The organism is cyanobacterium endosymbiont of Epithemia clementina EcSB (assembly GCF_029919255.1).
GTDB lineage: Bacteria > Cyanobacteriota > Cyanobacteriia > Cyanobacteriales > Microcystaceae > Rippkaea.
Genome location: NZ_CP123991.1, coordinates 1,713,845 through 1,733,123, shown reverse-complemented (window position 1 = coordinate 1,733,123; position 19,279 = coordinate 1,713,845). Strand labels below are relative to the sequence as shown.

Genomic DNA, 19,279 nt, shown 5'->3' with positions numbered 1-19,279 from the left:
ATTTTGTATTTATATTTTTAATTTTTACATAACAGATTTAGTAAAATCTTAATTTTTTTCAAAAAATCGCCTAAGTTTCTTGCTCTATTTAAGAACTTCTTAAAGCAACAATAGGATCAAGTTTAGCTGCCCGTTGTGCTGGAATTACCCCAAAGCCTAAACCAATTCCCCCAGAAATACCTAAAGACAGAAAAATAGTTTCAGAAGCAATGACAGGAGATAGGGGAAACATAATGCCAATTAACACTAAAATACTAACGCCTAATATAATCCCAACAACTCCTCCAGAAATAGCAATAATGACTGCTTCAATCAAAAACTGAATTAAAATATCTCCTTGGGTTGCGCCTAATGCCTTCCGAAGTCCAATTTCCGGGGTGCGTTCAGTCACGGAAACTAACATAATATTCATTACGCCAATACCACCAACAATTAAAGAAATACTTGCAATGCCGACTAACATGATCGTTAATCCTGAAGTAATGACTTTTACAATAGACATCATTTGTTTAGAAGTTCGGACTCCGAAATCATCTTCGGTCGTAATTTGATGTCTCAGGCGTAGTAAATTTTCGATCTGGAATTTAGCGGCGCGAACAGTATCTGTACTCTTTGCCTCTATATGAATTAGACTTAAAGCTACCCCATGAGGGGAAGTTTGCCCGACAATTTGGTTAGCCATAGTTGTTAAGGGAATTATAATACTTTCATCCTGGTTAATCCCAAAAAAAGACCCCTTAGGTTCCATCACTCCGACAATTTCAAAACTGATATTGTTAATCCTAATTTTCTCCCCAAGGAAAAGAGATAAATTCTGGGCAATTTCTGAACCAATTACAGCCACTCGTTGATTACGTTTAAGATCAATTTGGTTAATAAACCTTCCCGTTGCCACTGGAAAGTCTCGGACGGATGAATATTCAGAGTTCGTTCCAACAAGGGTTACATTAGTGTTTTGATTTCTATAAGAAATTAACTGACGTTGATTGATTTCTGGGGCGACTGCCTTGATGCTAGAAACTTGGGAAGCAATAGCCTGTGCATCTTCCCAAACAAGTGTTTGAGGAACATTTAAAGTTGTTCGACGGCTTTTTTGATTACCTGGCATAACGAACAGAATATTAGGACCTAAAGACTTTAATTGTTCGTTAGCAAGTTTTTGTGATCCTTGTCCTAAACCAATAGTAGCAATCACGGAAGCATTGCCCATAATAATCCCTAGCATGGTTAAGCTAGTTTGTAATTTATTAGCAGCTAACATAGCTGCTGACATTTTAAAGCTTTCTAAAATGTTCATCTGAATAGTTAATAGTTAATCCTTGAGCTCAACACAATATAACGTGTAGACAAATGATCAATATCAGAAGTCTTAAACTACTATTGTTGTGTTAACAAGTCATAATTCCATTGCGTAGCAGAATCTAGTCACATTTCGAACTCCGGTCATTAAAATTAAGATTTCTTGTCTTTCTTATTAGAAGGAATATCAATAAAAACTCGATCTCCTGAATTTAATCCAGAAAGAATTTCGGTTTTTTTATCTAAAACCATACCGATAGTAACAGGTTTAAATTGAGGGTTATTGTCTTGATCAGGAACCATAACTCCTAGTTTTCCTTCTTGAGTAACGATGGCTATCGTGGGAACCACTAGAGCATTACTCAGTTGCTTTCCTAAAAAGGTAACATCTACATTCATTTTCGACTTAAGTTCATCTTGTCCTGTCACCAACCCGACAGTGACTTCAAAAGAAGTGACATTGCGGTCAATAATTGCCTCTGGGGCAATACGAATCACTTTTCCTTGAAATATTTTATCGGGATAGGCATCAGCAATCACTTTTACCGGTTGTCCTACTTCTAACATCCCCAAATCCATCTCTGGAACTTTGGCCACTACTTCTAACCCTCGTGCTAAAGCCAAGATGGAAGTAGACGCCGAGGTAGTTGGGGTGACAAATGCGCCAACATTAGCATATTTTCGGGTAATAATTCCGTCAAAAGGAGCTCGAATAGCTGTATCTTGGAATTGAATCATCTTTCTTTCTAATTCTGCCTTAGCAGCAGTGACAGAAGCTTCTAGGCGACTGGTTTCAGCCTGAGCTGTTTTTTTCCGTTCTTCAAAAGCAATTTTTGCTTCAGTAACGGCAGCTTGAGATCGGATAATGTCTTGTTGTAGTTGACTAATCTCTGGGTTAGCTGTGTTTTGGGCTTGTTCGAGCCGTTGGGTAATTTCGAGTAAATTTGCTTCTGCATTATGATAGTCACTAATCACTTCATCAAAACTATCGTGGGTAATTGCTCCTTCTTTCATTAATTCTTCATTGCGCTTGACGCGCGAAGCTGCTAATTGAGTGCGAGAACGAGCAGCCAATATTTGTGCCTTAATTTGCTCAATGTATCTTGGGATTCTCTGTTGAGCTCGTGCTAGATTCGCTTGAGTTTCTTCAAGTTGAGCTTCAGCTTGAATAAGTCGGGTTTGAGCTTGGTTAATTTCACTAGGGATGGTAATTTTAGCTGCTTCAAGTTCAGCGACCGCTTTTTGAAAATTTGCTTGAGCTTGTTTTCCTTCGGCTTGAACCTCTGTATTTTCCATGACTGCGAGAACTTGCCCTTGTTTAACAGACATTCCCTGTTGTACCAATAATTTCAGTAGTCTCCCTGGATTTTTCGGACTAAGATTGACACTCTCCATAGGTTCGAGTGTTCCACTTGCTTCAATTTCTACTGCCAAGGTTTCCCGTTTGACCAGAACGGTTAAGTCATTCAGTTTAATTTCGGCAGTTGGGGTTTCAACGATTTTGTAGGTCATGCCACCGACCAAGATGATGCCCCCAGTCATCAGGGCTAAAATCAAAGGGAGGGGACTGTTTAACTTACCAATTACAGGAACTTCCATAGGGACTACTAGTACAAAAACAAACTAAAGATAAAGAGTTGTTCCCACTATATTAACGTTTCTCCTATTCTTCTCTTTGATAATAGAATAAACCTTGCTTAAGAGACTTTTGAGCAATCAACTCTAAAGGACACTTAATCACTAATTAACATTTTTTAAATTACATTTTTTAAAAAATGTTAATTAGTGATTGTGTTTTTTTAGCCAAAGAAAAAGAGACATTCAAAAGAACATCTCTCTTTAAAAAATTATGCAAGATGGGGAACCTTGAGAGCCTAGGGAATTACATCATACCCATGCCGCCCATGCCGCCCATGCCGCCCATGCCGCCCATGCCGCCCATGCCGCCCATATCAGGGGCTGCTGGGGGTTCTGGTTCTGGTTTCTCGACTACTAACGCTTCAGTAGTCAATACCATACCAGCAATAGAAGCCGCATTCTGTAAAGCAGAGCGAACGACCTTTGCGGGGTCAAGGATACCGGCTTTAATCATATCCTCAAACTTGCCTGTGACAGCGTTATAACCTATATTAAACTCTGTGTTGCGGACGCTCTCAACAATAACTGACCCTTCAACTCCAGCGTTATCTGCCAATTGACGCAGAGGGGCTTCCAAGGCTTTGGTGAAGATGTTGGCTGCTACTTGCTCTTCGGGGTTAGTTAAAGTTTTCTTAAATTCAGCAACTTTATTAGCTAAGTAAATTAAGGTTGTCCCTCCCCCTGGAACAATGCCTTCTTCAACTGCCGCTTTAGTTGCGTTGAGGGCATCTTCAATACGAAGTTTGCGATCTTTTAGTTCCGTTTCAGTGGCAGCTCCCACCTTGATAACGGCTACACCTCCAGCTAATTTCGCAATTCGTTCTTGAAGTTTTTCGCTATCGTAGTCAGAGTCAGTTTCTTCTAGTTGTTTACGGAGTTGGGCTACCCGTTTCTCAACGGCAGCTTTGGCTTTGTGTTCGCCACTAGCAACGATAGTGGTGTTATCTTTTTCAATAGTCACTCTAGCGGCTTTTCCCAACATATCGATAGAAACCGCATCAAGACTTAACCCCACATCCTCAGAAATGACGCTACCACCAGTGAGAATGGCAAGATCTTGAAGGATAGCTTTACGGCGTTCCCCAAACGCAGGAGCTTTAACAGCTGCTACATTGAGAACCCCGCGAGCTTTATTAACGACCAAGGTAGCTAAGGCTTCCCCTTCTATGTCTTCTGCAATGATTAGTAGAGGACTGCCCGCGCGAGCAACATTTTCAAGGATAGGAACTAGATCAGCGATTGCACTGATTTTTTTGTCGGTAATCAGTATCAAAGGTTTTTCAAAGTCCACTAGTTGCCGTTCAGGATCACTGATGAAGTAGGGAGAAAGATAACCACGATCAATTTGCATCCCTTCTACCACTTCTAATTCGGTAGTTAGGGACTTGGATTCTTCCACAGTAATCACCCCATCAGTGGTGACTTTATCCATCGCCAAGGCGATCATTTTGCCGACTTCGACATCGTTACCAGCCGAGACAGTAGCTACCTGAGCGATAGCCTCTCCCTTGACTGGTTGAGCCACTACTTCAATTTCCTTGACAAGATAAGCGATGGTCTTTTCAATACCACGCCGTAAAGCAACCGGATTGGCTCCAGCAATGACATTTTTTAACCCCTCTCGAATTAAGGCTTGACCAATAACGATAGCAGTCGTGGTTCCGTCTCCGGCTACTTCTTTGGTTTTAGAGGCTACTTCTTGAAGAAGTCTAGCTCCCGTATTTTGCAAGGGATCTTCGAGTTCAATTTCTTTCGCGACGGTAATTCCATCGTTAACGATCTGAGGGACTCCAAATTTTTTTTCGAGGAGGACATTACGGCCTTTGGGACCCAAGGTAATGCGAACTGCATTAGCTAAGGAATTAACCCCTTGCTCTAATGCCCGTCTCGATTCATCACTGAATGAAACAATTTTTGCCATGATTTTTTCTTAGGTACTTTGGTGACTCTCTATATTGACAACTCCCCTGATTTAGAAAGCTTCAAAAGCTTCAGGTGAGCTACGCTGCTACGCCTACTTGTAAAAGACCAGGGACACAGAGTTGGCTGTTTGTGCCAATTCTTGTGCCAATGTTTTAACCTTAATGCGTAGTGCTTCACACTCAGAACTAATTTAGAGTTAAAAAACCAAATTCTCTAGTTTGAATTGAATAAGGTTGTCCTGAGTGAATATTTTTCGGGACGGTTTGACCCTACTTATGTCAATTTAGCACTCAATAGGAGTGAGTGCTAATAATTCCGTCATCGAAATAAGAATTGTCTGGATTTTCTGATAACTGAGGGAGGGATTTCCTCACCCTTACTGTAGAGATAACGGAACACGATGAGGGGTATAGCAATAAGGGGAGAAAGAGTTCATCTCTAAATATTCTTTGGCAAACCTGCAGCACGTCTTTCACCTTTGCGAAGAAAATGCCTCAATCTTTATCAAACTTTTTAAAGTAAGGAGTTTTCATATTTGTTTAGTTAGGGTTTTCTCCGATCTGAGATTTGAATAAGTTAATCACATCTCTTAAAATTTTCGGTGATCTCATCTTGATCAGACTCATCTTCGGGGTTGTTAAGAACAATAACTTGTGTATTAAAAACTTTAGACATATCCAACTTGAAACCTGAACAATTTATTCATATTAAACCACTGACGAACCCCAGCAGTTCTCGTGATATGGATTTTTTTTCTTGTTCCCAACAACGAAAAGTCTTTGTATTCACCCCTAACAGTTTAGTGGTTTTTCTAATCACAATAAGATTATTATTTCTAGTTTGTTTAGTCATTGGTGAAGTCTACCTAATTTAGGTTTATGCACTATTTATTGTTACTTAGACTTTTTTGATCTTCAAGAGTCGATGTTCTTTCATTCTGAAAAATAGAGAATTATAGAATGAAAGAACATTAAAAATTGCTATTTTTCAAAAAATAGGGAAGGTAAGATATAGGAATTTATGACCAAATTAACTATAGGGTTATAAAACTAAAAAATAGAGCTATAATTATTGATTATAGCTCTATTAAATAATCAATTATTGACAATAATTTTTATGTTTCTTTCTTGAAAAAAGCGAATATATCCTAGTTTATGAGTAACTTTTTTTGAAAAAACTTTTACTTTTATAGAAAAGTTAAGTATGACGACCTCAGTTCTCCAAAAATTAGACAAGGTAAACACTAGATTATCATAAAGTTTGACTAACCAATCTTGATGGTTTAAAACCATACACTTAGATTATTTACTATAAATTAACTTAATAATATGAATCAATTCTGGTTTATAAATACTGTTTTTTATCTAAAATTTTATTTTTTAGTTAGTCTAGGTATCGTTGATTTGATAGCGCTTTACATTTGAATAAATAAAAGACTGTCAAATGTAAAACTTCTGAAAAACTAATATGTACTAAACTTATCAATTGTACAAATTTTGAAGTATTCAACAGCATTGATATTTTTTTACTTAGTTTTTAAACACTGGCATATGATTTTATAATCACATATATTTTTTTATTATTTTTATATACAAAAAATTCATTTTTTTCTGAATTATTATTAATCTATAATCTATAATCTATTTATTTACTAAAAATTTTATTTATTTTATTGTAGCTTTATCGACAGTAATTATTTTTAAAAAAAAACTTGAGCCGTTGCCATAACAAATTGTTATATAAAAAAATAACATGGTCAAAAGATTAATATTATTTTGCATGCTGCACTTATAATCACTAGCCCTCTTTTAGTTTTTTTAAAAAAATTTAAGGATGCATAAATAGTCTATAAGACCTCTAATAAACTATCATCTCATTAACTTTGATAATCTTCGAGACAAATGTCTTCTAAATTATCTTTTAAGAATTATCCAGTATTGATAACAATCACATTAATATGTATAAATTTATTCGGTATTATAGATACTGTTGCTCTTGAAGATTACTCTTAGTTAACACCCCCAAAAATAATCAGTATTCTTTCTCCTGAAGGAAAAATTTAATCAGCAATTTTCTGCGAGTGATCTACTCGATAAGCTGATAACGCGACCTTTACTCCTTGAGTCGTAAATTTTTGAATGAGAACTTCCCCAATACTCGATGATGGTACGGTAACAAATACTAATTTATGATTAAAATAAAATATGATTTTTGAGAAAAAATTCATGTTACATTAATTATGCCTAAACTAATTTGGTTAGGAATTGATCCAGGGTTAGCCATTCTAGGATGGGCAATTTTACAAGAAACAAAATCAAATCATCCTCTATTGATTGACTATGGGACTGTTGAAACTTCAAAAACTTTATCAACCTCTCAACGGTTAGTAGAAATTGAACAAGATTTAGTGGGGTTAGTACGAGAATTTAGCCCCCATAGAATTGCTATTGAGATGCCCTATTTTAACCGTAAAATTAAAGCCGCAGGTGGTGTAATGCAAGCTCTAGGAGTGGTTAATTTAGTGAGTTATCGTGAAGTTAAAATCGAGCCGATCTTTCTCCATCAATCGAGTTGGAAATGTCATTTGGGAAACGGACGAGCTACCAAAAAAGAAGTAGCTTACATGGTGAGTCATTTATTTGGGTTAGAATGCCTTCCCATTGATGATAGTGTGGATGCAATCGCCATTGCCTATGCGGCTTTATGTGGACTAACCAATAATATTAAATGAAGACACGATGTTGCAGAGAAGGCATTTGTCTACGTACCTGTTGAATACGGGAAGGGTTAATTTCTGCGATCACCATTCCTTCTTCTTCTCCTGCATCGGCCAAAATTGTCCCCCAGGGATCGACAATACAAGCATGCCCATGAGTATACCGTCGTTCGTAATGATTTCCAGTTTGAGCAGGGGCGATTACGTAACAGGTATTTTCAATAGCTCTAGCTTGGAGTAATACCTTCCAGTGATCCTTTCCTGTAAAGGCGGTAAAAGCAGCGGGAATAAACAAAACATCAGCTCCCTGATGAGATAGGTGACGGTAAATTTCAGGAAAGCGGACATCGTAGCAAATAGAAAGGCCTAAATTGCCAAATTGCTCAGAAGGATAAATATTAGGCAAGTTTTGTCCCGCCATTACCGTACTTGACTCGCGATATGTATTGCCATCAGGAACATCTACATCGAACAGATGAACTTTTTGATAACGGGCGACTTCTGTTCCATGAGAATCGACTAAGATGGCCGTGTTGTAAGCTTTGGTGGAATCTCCTTCCACCGGTACGGGAAAACCTCCCCCCAAAATTGTAATTTGAAAGCGTTGTGCCATAGTCTTGAGAAATTTTTGAGATTTTTCGTTAACGACTTTCGCTTCCTTTAATTTTTCTTCTTCTTTACCCAAAAATGCAAAATTTTCTGGTAGTCCAATTAATTCAGCCCCCCGACGCACAGCCAATTCTATTAGTTCTTCGGCCTCAGCTAAGTTTTTTTGAAGATTAGGCTGACTGGTCATTTGAATAGCTGCAGCAAGATAGGATTTCATCAGTTCCGTTAATAATATTGTAGATGCAACGTAGACTTCTATTTTAACTTTCAAAGTTTCTTATATCCAATCTTGGTCTTCTTCTTGATCAAAATTGGAAGACTCTTTATCCTTACGATAAGGAGGAGTCAAAACGCGGTAATTAGCATCATAAACTTGATCGACTGTTTTATTTTCTGACTCAAGAATCTCCGGCTTTTTCGGGGGGGGGTCAACCGATTCTTGAAACAGTGGACTGTCTTTAGACTCGCCGAGTTCACGATATGTATAGGAATAAATTGAGCCTTGACGAGAGGCTTTTCTTGGGGGCTGTCGAACCTCAAAATCTGTTGTTCGATCCTCCTCTTCTTGCAATTTTTGTTCTAATTTTTCACGAGTAAATGTGGGTTGTCTCGGTGGTTTTTCAATATCCCAACCATCTTCTTCCTCAAAGTCTTCTTCTATTTTTCCCCAATTCCTTTGAGATGTTTTTCCCCAGTCGGTTTTTTTTGAAGAAGGGGAAGACCCTGAGAGTTGAGAGGATTGAAGAGGAAAGGTAAAGTCTCTAGAAGAAAATGATGAAGAAAATTGATTGATAAATTGTATTATCAAACTGGTTAAAATTCCAAAAACACTAAACAACATTACCCAAATTCCCACAGGTAATGTTAAAGTAAATAAGGCAGTTTTGGCATTTATTCCTAGAAAATAAAGAGTTACAGTCTGCTGGTTTTGAATGAGAAAAACAACAGTTGAAACTAAAATTAATAACGGTAATAATAACTTCATCTGATATCATTATTGAATAATAAGGTTACCGACCAGAAGGGTGAGCAAGAGCTTTACCCACCCCATCCTTAATATTATTTAATTTTAGGTTTTTTATTCTTCTTCATCGGTTTGGGAAATAGCAAAACTTAGAGAGCCTAATTCAAGTTTTTCTCGAACTTGCTGCTCGACAGTTTCCGCAATTTTGAGATTTTCTTCAAGGTACTTAACCGCATTCTCTCGTCCCTGGGAGATGTTGTCTCCATTGTAGCTGTACCATGCCCCTTTACGATTGATGATATCAGTTTGTTCAGCTAGATCTAACATACAGCCCATGCGAGAAATTCCCTTCCCAAAGATAATATCAAATTCAGCGATGCGAAAAGGGGGGGCGACTTTATTTTTGGCAACTTTAACTTTAACTCGAATTCCGTACTCTCCTTCATTACCTTTTTTGAGAGTTTGAATACGGCGAATATCTAAACGGACTGAAGCATAAAATTTCAGAGCGTTTCCTCCTGTAGTAACTTCAGGACTACCATAGGTAATTCCTATCTTTTGGCGTAGCTGGTTCAGAAAAATGACTACACAGCCTGATTTTCCAATATTTCCGGCAATTTTACGTAAAGCTTTACTCATAAGGCGAGCTTGTAACCCCACCTGGGTGTCCCCCATTTCTCCTTCAATTTCAGCACGGGGAACTAAGGCGGCTACAGAATCTATCACAACTATATCAACGGCAGCGGATCTAACCAATTGATCGACAATTTCTAAGGCTGATTCTCCGGTATCAGGTTGAGCAACGAGCAAATTTTTAATATCTACCCCTAACGCATCGGAATAAGTGGGATCAAGGGCGTGTTCTGCATCGACAAAAGCCGCTACCCCTCCGGCTTTTTGGACTTCGGCAATCGCATGGAGAGCGAGGGTTGTTTTACCAGAACTTTCAGGACCATAAATCTCAATTACTCGTCCTTGGGGAAGTCCTCCTCCTAGGGCCAAATCTAACGTTAATGCTCCACTGGAAATAGTTTCTACCCGCATCCGCGCTGCATCCCCTAAGCGCATGATGGAGCCTTTACCGAAATTTCGTTCAATTTGATTAAGAACTAAGCCTAGGGCTTTTTCTTTGTCAGGATTATTCGTTATAGTAGCCATTAACGCCTCAAAAAGTTTTCAGATAAAAATTTATAGTACAAGAATATCCGTCCATTGTAGCTGTTTTTTGTGGCAGCTGACATTAAGTGTGACAATTTTGTTATAGTTTTTGTTATTTAAAGTCATATTGAAAATGATTATAATCATCAAGTTATTAGGTGACGAATAGATTATATATACTTTCAAAAATCTTTAATAGATTTTAACTGAATAAAGGGCTAGCTATTTGCTCTTCTGTTATTCAAATAGACTGTACTAATTTACCTTAGTTGGTTTGACTGGCAAAGGAATAAAATTAATTGTTCAAATCGTATTTTTATTTACTAGATCTTAATGGTTAAACTTATATAATTCCCTTCTCTATACGCTTTTTGATTCGAAACAATAATTAAGTTTAATTAGGTAAAGTATTTCCTATATTTGATACATCTAAAATCAATCTTGTACAAGGCAACAAAATAAAAGTTCACAGACATATAAAAGTAGATAAACATTATCAGCTCTAGTACTAGATAAGTGTAGAATAAATCAAAATATACGTTAACTAGCACTTTTTTTGTCCAAGGTATGTAGAAATAAGTGGTGTAGACAACGACTTTTATAGAGAAATCAAGATTTTTTGGGGATAAACTCAAATACTATACTTTAGTTATTTTTTTAAGTATATAAAAGTTTTTTCAAGAAAAATAATCTTTAAATAAAAAAATGTTTTTATTCTCTCTTAGAGTTATATATCGTAATTATAGTTGAATATAAGATCAATATTTGTTGTTAAATTCATGATATTTATTCTTTCATCCAGTAGAAATAAAAAATGCTAGTTGCAATTTAAAACTTTTTATAAAAAAATTAAAAAATAATATTCTATAAAATTAAAACCAATTTTTAGAGGCGCAAGAAAAAGTTTGCTTATGTTAACTTTTCAACAAGAAGAAACCAATAAATCGATATTTTTTTAGTTAAAATAGTAATTCTTATAAAGTAAGTATAACTTGATGATTAAAAGAAGAAGTAAAATTTTAATCCAAACAAATACATTTTTCCAACTTGATATATTTAGACTTAAATCTATGAATCTTAAAAAGAGTCACTTTCTGGAAAAAATATTTTTTAAAATATCTACCATAATTGACATCTATAAACTCACTAGGAATTAGTTATTCTGCAATTTATACTACTAGTTGTATCCAAAAATAACAAACTCAGAGAAATTAACAGTGTAAGTTAGCTAAGCTACTTATCCAAATGTTTCAATTAACTTAATTAACTTTGGTAGCTATATTTTGTCATCAGATTTTATCTAGTAATGGCGCACATAAGGGGAGTTATGAATAATTAAATTGAAGCAATAAGATTGGTATTTTTAGTAAAATATTTTACTACTTTATGTAGTTTTTTTTATAGATTAAATATCTTTAATGCTCACAATAAACATAAATATATAAAACCTGAAAATACTTTTTTAAAAGAAAATAATTAACTGAATTTAATGAAAATTTAATTTCATTAAAAATTTATCATCTGATTGAATAATAAACATATATTGATAGATAATATCTGTTTATATTTTTTTCAGAAAAGAGTAATTTTAACGTCGTTAATATACATAAGATTCTTCGTTTAAAAAATATTTAGAAGTAGTAATATAAAAATATAGCAATATAATTACTAGCAAAATTACTATTTTATATAGTTATTTGATATGGGTAAAAAAATAACTTTTACGACGGATAGCCTCAATATCATTATCATAAATAATAGAAAGATTGAGATAGTGAAGTATTTTGTCTTTAAAACATAAATTAAAGTTAATTTTTTATTTTTTATCGATTGAGTTACAGCCTAATTAGTGGATAGGATTGAATCCTATTTTTCTTGAGATAAAAAACTGTACTGATTTTACTTAACTGTATTAATAATCCTAAGTGAGATAAACCTGCCACAAACTTTAGAAAAGTTATCACAACACTAGCAAGTCCAAATTCAATAAAATTAAAAGTTTTAACCTCATTAGCACAATCAGCGATGACTAAGCCAAAAAAGTATAAAAGTAAGCTAAAACTATGTTTGATATTTATAATTATATTCATAAATATCAAACATAATAACTAGTTTATTGTTCAATAACTCAAAAAAAATAAAATATAAATTAAGATTTTTCTAGTTTTTTATTAAAATAAATTAAGCATATAACTTCTGAAGATTAATTGGAGTTACTGCTTTATAGTTGTGGAGTTCAGATTCAGACTTACCACTTGAGAAATAAAAAAAATATATTTAGCATCAAAAATATTATCTGAAATCAATATTAATCATAACAACTTAAAAAATGATACGATTGACGAGATAAATGTCCACGAAAGGAGTAACTATAATACATTGGTGTAGTTTTTTCCAAAAATAAAACCTATAAAGTCTAAAAGCACCAGTAGATAAGGCAAGCAGAGCTGTAATAAATCCGTTTTTCATATTTCCTACTTAAATATATTTAATATTATTTTTCGAATAAACCCATTCTGGTCATCTGTTATGATATTTCCACTTTAAATATTTAAAGATTTTATTGAAAAATAGAGAGTAATTAGTCTGATTTTGGATTTTAACAAGATAAAATACACCTTGGCTAAGTATTGAACAGATCTCGTAGAATTAAACTAAAAAACTAGGGGCAAAATAAAGATTTTAGCAGAAGATATAAGATATTTGGCTTAAATTTTAGCTATTAAGTAAAGAAGTTAATCCTCTGAGTCCACCCAGGGTATTTTTCTTGTATTTTAGCTTTAATTTTTTTTAAAGCTTGCTTATTGAACTCCTTTATGTCTTAATAGAGAGAACTCTAAAATTTAGGGAAATATTAAAGACTATGTTGGGATGCTCCTGTGAGAAGTACTCTCGTAGGTTATTGACAAGAATTTTTAGCGAATTTAGCTTCCTAGACCATTTCTTTGGAGCTGCATCTATGTCTCAATATGAATAAAGCTAAACCCTGCATAAGACACAAAATCATCAGATTAAAAGTTTACATAACATTAATCAGAACTCAAAGTTAAAAATATTGCATTTTCTTGGTAAACGAGGATATTATATGAATACAAAAGAAATACTAAGCCGATATGCTGCTGGGCAAAGAGATTTTAGAAATATTAATCTAATTGCTGCTAATTTAAGAAATGTAAACTTAAGTGGGGCTAATTTAAGTGGTGCAGATCTCAGAGGAGCTAACTTAACCAAGGCTAATTTAAGTTATGTCAATCTTACCCAGGCAACCTTAACGGGAGCCAATTTTACCTCAACCAATCTGACTTCGGCTAATCTTAGTGCCATCGATTTAAGTGATGTAAATCTAAGCAATGCTTACCTCAATAATACTATTATGTCTAGTCAAATAAGTTCTACTTAAAGTCTCCAATAATGTTAGTATTGACTCATCTCAACCTAGTGATCGTGCACAGTTAACTGAGGATATAATAATGACCCAAATAGTTTTGGGAGAGCATGAGGGTATTGAATCTGCTCTACGTCGTTTTAAAAGACAGGTCAGTAAAGCTGGAATTTTTACTGATATGAAAAAACACCGTCATTTTGAAACGCCAACTGAAAAACGTAAACGGAAAGCAATAGAAAAACAGAAACAACGCAAAAGAAACTATTCTTAAAAAACCTCAATTAGCCTTGTATTTTTAACAGGGCTGTTATGTATTTTAACTAAAAAATTAACGAAAAAATTAAAAATTAAATCTGGTCATTTTAACTTCACTAAAAAGTATTAAGTCTAATTTAGACTAGGCTGGACAGAAGTTAGTTTTTAATCGTCAAATTATTGGAAATGCAAAAGTTACTTCGAGGCATAAATATTTTTCTCATAGGAATGATGGGAACAGGGAAAACTACTGTGGGAAAACTTTTAGCACAAGAGTTAGGTTATCGTTTTTTTGATACGGACGTTTTAATTGAACGAGTGAAACAACAACCTATAGAAAAGATTTTTGCTTCTATAGGAGAGGAGAATTTTCGACAAATTGAAAGCCAAGTGCTTATTGAGGTAGCCGCCTGTACCAAAAGTGTGATTGCGACGGGAGGGGGTATTATCTTGAGACCTCAGAACTGGAGTCATCTTCGTCACGGTTTAATTATTTGGTTAGATGCTTCTGTAGAATTATTAACAGCTCGTTTAATTGACGACCAAACCCGTCCCCTTTTGCAAAAGACTGATTTAAAGAGTAAGTTAAACTCCTTATTAGAGCAGCGACGTTCTCTATATACTCAAGGAGATTTACGGATTTTTATTAATGAAAACGACACTCCTGAGATGCTTATTTCTAAAATATTAGAAAAAATTCCGAGTAAAATTATATCTAGTCTCGAAGTTTCTAAGAATTCAAACTAAATATCAACTTTAGCTTAACTATGTTATCTCTTTAAAAGAGAAGAACTAATGGTTTAGATTGGCTCTGTAGATTTTACGATAATTTCGTCATAAATTGACCATTGTATTGAAATAATCTACCGCTATAATCTAACTCAGCAGCAGTAAGAAAAATCAATCAAAAAATTATTTTGACAGACAAAAACTTTTTTGATTTCCTCAATATTTAAAACTATGATATTGGCATCTAAGGGAAAAGCTCTTTTTCCAGATTACGGGATTTATCAACCATGGACAACGATAGATTTGTCTTAAAATTATATTTATCCTTACCACAATCTTCTTTATTTGCTCATAGTAAACCAACAAACATAGAAAGTAGAAAATTAACTGTTATTAACCAATAAACCTACTTTATCCTCTGAATAAAAAGCCAAATAAAATCTTAAATACTTGCCTTGTGAGTTTTCAATGTAGCCGTATTTTAGGATTATATATGAATAATATGAGTATATTTTTAGATAAAATTAGATAACAGCTAAAGCATTTTACAAACCTTATTAGTAATTAATTTCCCAGCCAGTTTATGTCCTAATTGATTCCAATGTCCACTTCCTAAAACAGTATTTTCAAATCCGTGTAAAAATTGATTATTCTTATCGGCATAGAATTGGAATTCTGGGGCTAGATTAAGCACATAAAATTTCTCTTTTTCTCCTAACGCCTTAATTCGTTTATCAGGAGAGAATTCATCCACTACTCTTTTTTGTTTAAAATATTTATCTCGTAGAGATTTATCAGGATAAACTTGTGCTGGATTACTCAATGTTACAGCCAAAAACTTAGCTTTTATTGTTTCACTTTCTTGTCTAATCATTTTAACCAATTCTTCGGTAATATCCCAAGCTTTTTCCCAGTTTTCGTCCTCATTATTTAAGTAAAGTTCTGGCACAAAATCAAGATATTTAATAAAATTAATACTGTCATTATTTGAGTGGTATTCGTCTAAAAAACTATGGCTATTTTTAAAGGCAATTCTCGCCTTATTTATCATTTGTAATAGGTGAAAATTATTAATAATAGAAAAAATAATTTTTCTACTTAAACTACTACGCCACTGATAAGTTTTTGTTTTCTTAAAAGAAAAATCCATGACAAACTTACCCTCTTGTTCAATCAAAAAAGGACTAAATCTATCATCATAACTCAATATTTTTGAATTATTAACAATATCGTTACCTGTGAAAATAGCCAGGATTACCATGTCAGGAGAATAATGTTTAACCTGGTGTTTTAAAGTCATTAATTCTTGGGCAGTTCCATAGTCTCCCACCCCAAAATTGATAGCCTCGACCGTCTGATTATTAATACTGGGACAATTACGTAATTCCTGTTCAATAAATGACCAAAAAGTCTCCTCTAAATTTACTTGAATTGCTTCTGCAAAAGAGTCTCCTAAAATAGCAATTCTAAAGGTATCTTTTGGCTTTTCTTTGGTATAGTATTTATCTCGTAGTCCATCTTTATTTACCTTAACCCATCCATTTCCTTCTTGAATCCACCAACCGGAAACTCCTGGAATTAAAGCGTGTCCTCTATATTCATCGACTTGATAAAAACTAGGATAGGAAATTCTAGCAATTCTTAACCCAATTTCACCTAGACCTAAGGCAAAGAAAATACCACATAATCCTAACAAAATATCTAATCCAAATTGTTTAAATTTAAACATAAATCCTGAGCAATTAAATAAATTTAGTCTATTATTATAGAATATTACCGGATAGATTTTTGAGTTTTATGGTCAAATAGATGAATTTTATTTGGATTTAAAGATAACCAAAAACTTTGCTTATTCTTATTAAGAAGAGCCCAATCATCAGAAGATAGACATACTTTCATGAGAGAATTCATATCAGTAACTAGATGAAAAACAATCGAAGTTTCATTGCCTAAATTTTCGATTAAATTTACTTTAACTTCTAAATTATTAGGTGAAGGAGAACTAACGGTCAAATGTTCGGGGCGAATTCCTAAATATACTGTAGTTCGAGTATATTTTTTAAGATAAGGTTCCCAAAATTGTGGTAATTTTAGAGAAAACTGAGGATGAGTAATCGTGATAGGAGTCTCAACTGTAACCTCAAGAAAATTCATAGGAGATGACCCAATAAATTCTGCCACAAAACGATTAGCAGGATGATTATAAAGTTCTAAAGGAGGGGCTAATTGTTGAATTTCTCCACCATTTATGACCGCAATACGGTCGCCCATGGTCATTGCTTCAGTTTGATCGTGGGTGACATAAATGGTGGTAATGTTCATCTTTCGTTGTAGTTGAACAATTTCTGAACGCATCATTGTCCGTAATGTAGTGTCTAAATTCGACAAGGGTTCATCCATCAAAAATACTTGCGGTTTACGGGCGATTGCGCGGCCTAAAGCAACCCGTTGTTTTTGTCCCCCTGATAACTCTTTAGGAAAGCGATCTAAGAGATGATCCACTTCTAAAAGTTGAGCAACTTGGGAGACTTTTTCGTTGATAACTTGTTCGGTCGTAGAAAGATAACGCCAGGACTTAGGCAATGATCGTGTCAAGTTAACTAAAGCTGATTCTAGCCACTTAGGTAAGGATGAGATGGGTTTCCTTGAGTCATCTCGGCTCATACGACGCAAACCAAAAGCAATGTTATCATAGACATTTAAATGAGGATAGAGAGCATAATTTTGAAAGACCATGGCAATATCCCGTTGTTTTGGGGGAAGGGTGTTCATGACACGATCCCCAATTTTAATATTGCCCCCCGTTGCTGTTTCCAGTCCACAAATGAGACGCAACAATGTACTTTTTCCACAACCTGAAGGTCCAACAAAGACCATAAATTCCCCGTCGTTAACTGTCAAGTTAATATCTCGTAGAACGTTGGCTTGTTTACTCTTCGAAAGATTTGACTCAGTTTCTGAAGGGGTCGATTTTGCGCCCCTAGGGGAGAAACTCTTATAAAGATGTTCTAAAATAACTTTAGCCACGTTGACCCTTTACAACAATTTTGATTCAAATTTTATCTTAATACCTGTCTAACCAAGAATGTTTTTTTTCTACTTTTCTTTCTTTTTTTGTCATCAAAATATTAATGAAGTAGGTAGATTTCAATAAAGGTAAAAGAAGAAATTATTTTACCTACTTATATTCAAGCAATTAGATTTTGATTTGTACTGTTTTAATTTGTGTTTTTGGGAGTGTTTTTAAAATCAAAACTTTGCTTAACTTTCTTAGCTAAATTATATTTAATTTCTGTTATTGTTCTTGCAGAAATTTTTTTTATATATTCAATCAATTTCGATAAGTCTTGCTATTCCAATTTTTTTACTAAATTATTAAGAATGCTGGTATCTTGCAATTATTATTGAAACTTATTTATCTCCATGCTATCAAATACTAACCCCAGCTTTACCCATAAAATTTTAATTAAAATTCACTCTTTATTACTCATTCTCTTATTTCAAATAAGATAGTAAAAATTAAATTATCTCAACAATAAGTATAAGTTTCATGGAGTTATACTTATTGTTGTTTGACAAACCCTTTTTTTTATAACAATGCAGTAACTATTTAAAAATTAACTTAAAAAGAGAAAGTTGTATATATCAAAATAATAAAAATTAATCGTTGTTAAATTAGATGTAATCAATATGGATATATATTCTCATAATAGTTAAGCTTTTTTGAAAAAGAAAGAACATATTCCGTTTGAAAAACGTATAAATTACCAAAGATATCCTAGACATTGACATTAAGAATATAGCCAAAATCAATAGAGTTAATTAACAATAGATAGAAACAATGCTAAAAAATATAAATTAAACTGGTTAATAATCAATAAAACTGTTACTACAGTAGCACAAATTAAGTTAATAATTAGTATTATTTATTCAAATAAATGATAAACAATTTAATTGAATAAGTTTCTTTGCATAAGAAAAAATAGAATTAAATTCGACGTATAATACCTTAACATTGTCAATAAAAACATGCAAATCAAAAGAAAAATTCAGTTTTTTTAGAAACTTAAGATTGGACATTAAGACTATTTAAATTAACTAACTAGTCTTATGAAGACTATTAATTTTACTTTTAAAAAATGTGTTAATTAGTTTTTTTAGGTAGTTTATAACTTGTGTTAATTTTTAAACTCAAAACTTATTAACTTGGTTATTAACTTGGCATTCTACTCGTTAATTCTATATTATAAGTTCTGTAAAACCGACTTATCTAAGTTCACTCGATAAATACTACCTAGTAGATAATTTTTTATATTATAGGTAATTGTGATTGACAAAAAGGTATTTTTTTAAAAAAAAAGTAGCGGCTTAAATTTACTATTAACTTTGGTTATTCATTTTAACATAAATAGTATAGTCATACTACTGTGGTCTAAGCAATTAATAATAAAATGACCAAAAATTGATAGTTTACTCTAAATCAACCTTTTTTTAAAAAAAAGTTAAAAAGAAAGAATTTTAATAGTTTTTTGAAAAAACTATAGAATGTAAAAAACTAGTCTTTTAATGGTTTTTAGGCTATTTTTAGTTATGTTGTTAATAA

14 protein-coding genes are annotated in these 19,279 nt (G+C 33.6%); 4 read left to right on the top strand and 10 right to left on the bottom strand.

What is annotated here, in order from left to right; all coding sequences use genetic code 11:
* Positions 1 to 88: 88 nt before the first annotated feature.
* The 5 genes from P3F56_RS05670 to P3F56_RS05650 form a co-directional block, all read right to left on the bottom strand.
* Positions 89 to 1,297, bottom strand: a complete 1,209-nt coding sequence (locus tag P3F56_RS05670) for an ABC transporter permease (protein WP_281151955.1) — start codon at positions 1,295 to 1,297, stop codon at positions 89 to 91.
* A gap of 155 nt (positions 1,298 to 1,452) precedes the next feature.
* Positions 1,453 to 2,898: an efflux RND transporter periplasmic adaptor subunit gene (locus P3F56_RS05665; protein ID WP_281151954.1), complete on the bottom strand. Its 1,446-nt coding sequence runs from the start codon at positions 2,896 to 2,898 to the stop codon at positions 1,453 to 1,455.
* Between the two features lie 283 nt (positions 2,899 to 3,181).
* Positions 3,182 to 4,858 carry a chaperonin GroEL gene (groL, locus tag P3F56_RS05660; protein WP_281151953.1) on the bottom strand — a complete coding sequence of 559 codons (1,677 nt, stop codon included), beginning with the start codon at positions 4,856 to 4,858 and terminating at the stop codon, positions 3,182 to 3,184.
* Between the two features lie 704 nt (positions 4,859 to 5,562).
* Positions 5,563 to 5,712, bottom strand: a complete 150-nt coding sequence (locus P3F56_RS05655; protein ID WP_281151952.1) for a hypothetical protein — start codon at positions 5,710 to 5,712, stop codon at positions 5,563 to 5,565.
* A gap of 1,207 nt (positions 5,713 to 6,919) precedes the next feature.
* A complete protein-coding gene (locus P3F56_RS05650) occupies positions 6,920 to 7,087 on the bottom strand; it encodes a hypothetical protein (RefSeq protein ID WP_281151951.1) in 168 nt (55 codons plus the stop codon).
* A gap of 12 nt (positions 7,088 to 7,099) precedes the next feature.
* Here P3F56_RS05650 and P3F56_RS05645 point away from each other — a divergent pair, with 12 nt between their 5' ends.
* A complete protein-coding gene (locus P3F56_RS05645) occupies positions 7,100 to 7,591 on the top strand; it encodes a crossover junction endodeoxyribonuclease RuvC (RefSeq protein ID WP_281151950.1) in 492 nt (163 codons plus the stop codon).
* Here P3F56_RS05645 and P3F56_RS05640 read toward each other — a convergent pair.
* The 3 genes from P3F56_RS05640 to recA form a co-directional block, all read right to left on the bottom strand.
* Positions 7,584 to 8,402 (bottom strand): carbon-nitrogen hydrolase family protein, encoded by an 819-nt coding sequence (locus P3F56_RS05640; protein WP_281151949.1) that lies wholly within the window; start codon positions 8,400 to 8,402, stop codon positions 7,584 to 7,586. The two genes, P3F56_RS05645 and P3F56_RS05640, sit on opposite strands and share 8 nt — an antisense overlap.
* Before the next feature lie 60 nt (positions 8,403 to 8,462).
* Positions 8,463 to 9,170: a LapA family protein gene (locus P3F56_RS05635; RefSeq protein ID WP_281151948.1), complete on the bottom strand. Its 708-nt coding sequence runs from the start codon at positions 9,168 to 9,170 to the stop codon at positions 8,463 to 8,465.
* Positions 9,171 to 9,263: 93 nt separating this feature from the next.
* Positions 9,264 to 10,307, bottom strand: a complete 1,044-nt coding sequence (recA, locus tag P3F56_RS05630) for a recombinase RecA (protein WP_281151947.1) — start codon at positions 10,305 to 10,307, stop codon at positions 9,264 to 9,266.
* Positions 10,308 to 13,392: 3,085 nt separating this feature from the next.
* Here recA and P3F56_RS05625 point away from each other — a divergent pair.
* The 3 genes from P3F56_RS05625 (at position 13,393) to P3F56_RS05615 (ending at position 14,694) form a co-directional block, all read left to right on the top strand.
* Positions 13,393 to 13,707 (top strand): pentapeptide repeat-containing protein, encoded by a 315-nt coding sequence (locus P3F56_RS05625; RefSeq protein WP_281151946.1) that lies wholly within the window; start codon positions 13,393 to 13,395, stop codon positions 13,705 to 13,707.
* 70 nt (positions 13,708 to 13,777) lie between these two features.
* Positions 13,778 to 13,963, top strand: coding sequence for a 30S ribosomal protein S21 (gene rpsU / locus P3F56_RS05620; protein ID WP_281151945.1), 186 nt, complete (start codon positions 13,778 to 13,780; stop codon positions 13,961 to 13,963).
* A gap of 170 nt (positions 13,964 to 14,133) precedes the next feature.
* Positions 14,134 to 14,694, top strand: coding sequence for a shikimate kinase (locus tag P3F56_RS05615; protein ID WP_281151944.1), 561 nt, complete (start codon positions 14,134 to 14,136; stop codon positions 14,692 to 14,694).
* Positions 14,695 to 15,211: 517 nt separating this feature from the next.
* Here P3F56_RS05615 and P3F56_RS05610 read toward each other — a convergent pair.
* Complete coding sequence (locus P3F56_RS05610; protein ID WP_281151943.1) at positions 15,212 to 16,405, bottom strand: SGNH/GDSL hydrolase family protein; 1,194 nt, start codon at positions 16,403 to 16,405, stop codon at positions 15,212 to 15,214.
* A 44-nt stretch (positions 16,406 to 16,449) separates the two neighbouring features.
* Positions 16,450 to 17,703 (bottom strand): ABC transporter ATP-binding protein, encoded by a 1,254-nt coding sequence (locus P3F56_RS05605; RefSeq protein WP_281151942.1) that lies wholly within the window; start codon positions 17,701 to 17,703, stop codon positions 16,450 to 16,452.
* Positions 17,704 to 19,279: the final 1,576 nt, after the last annotated feature.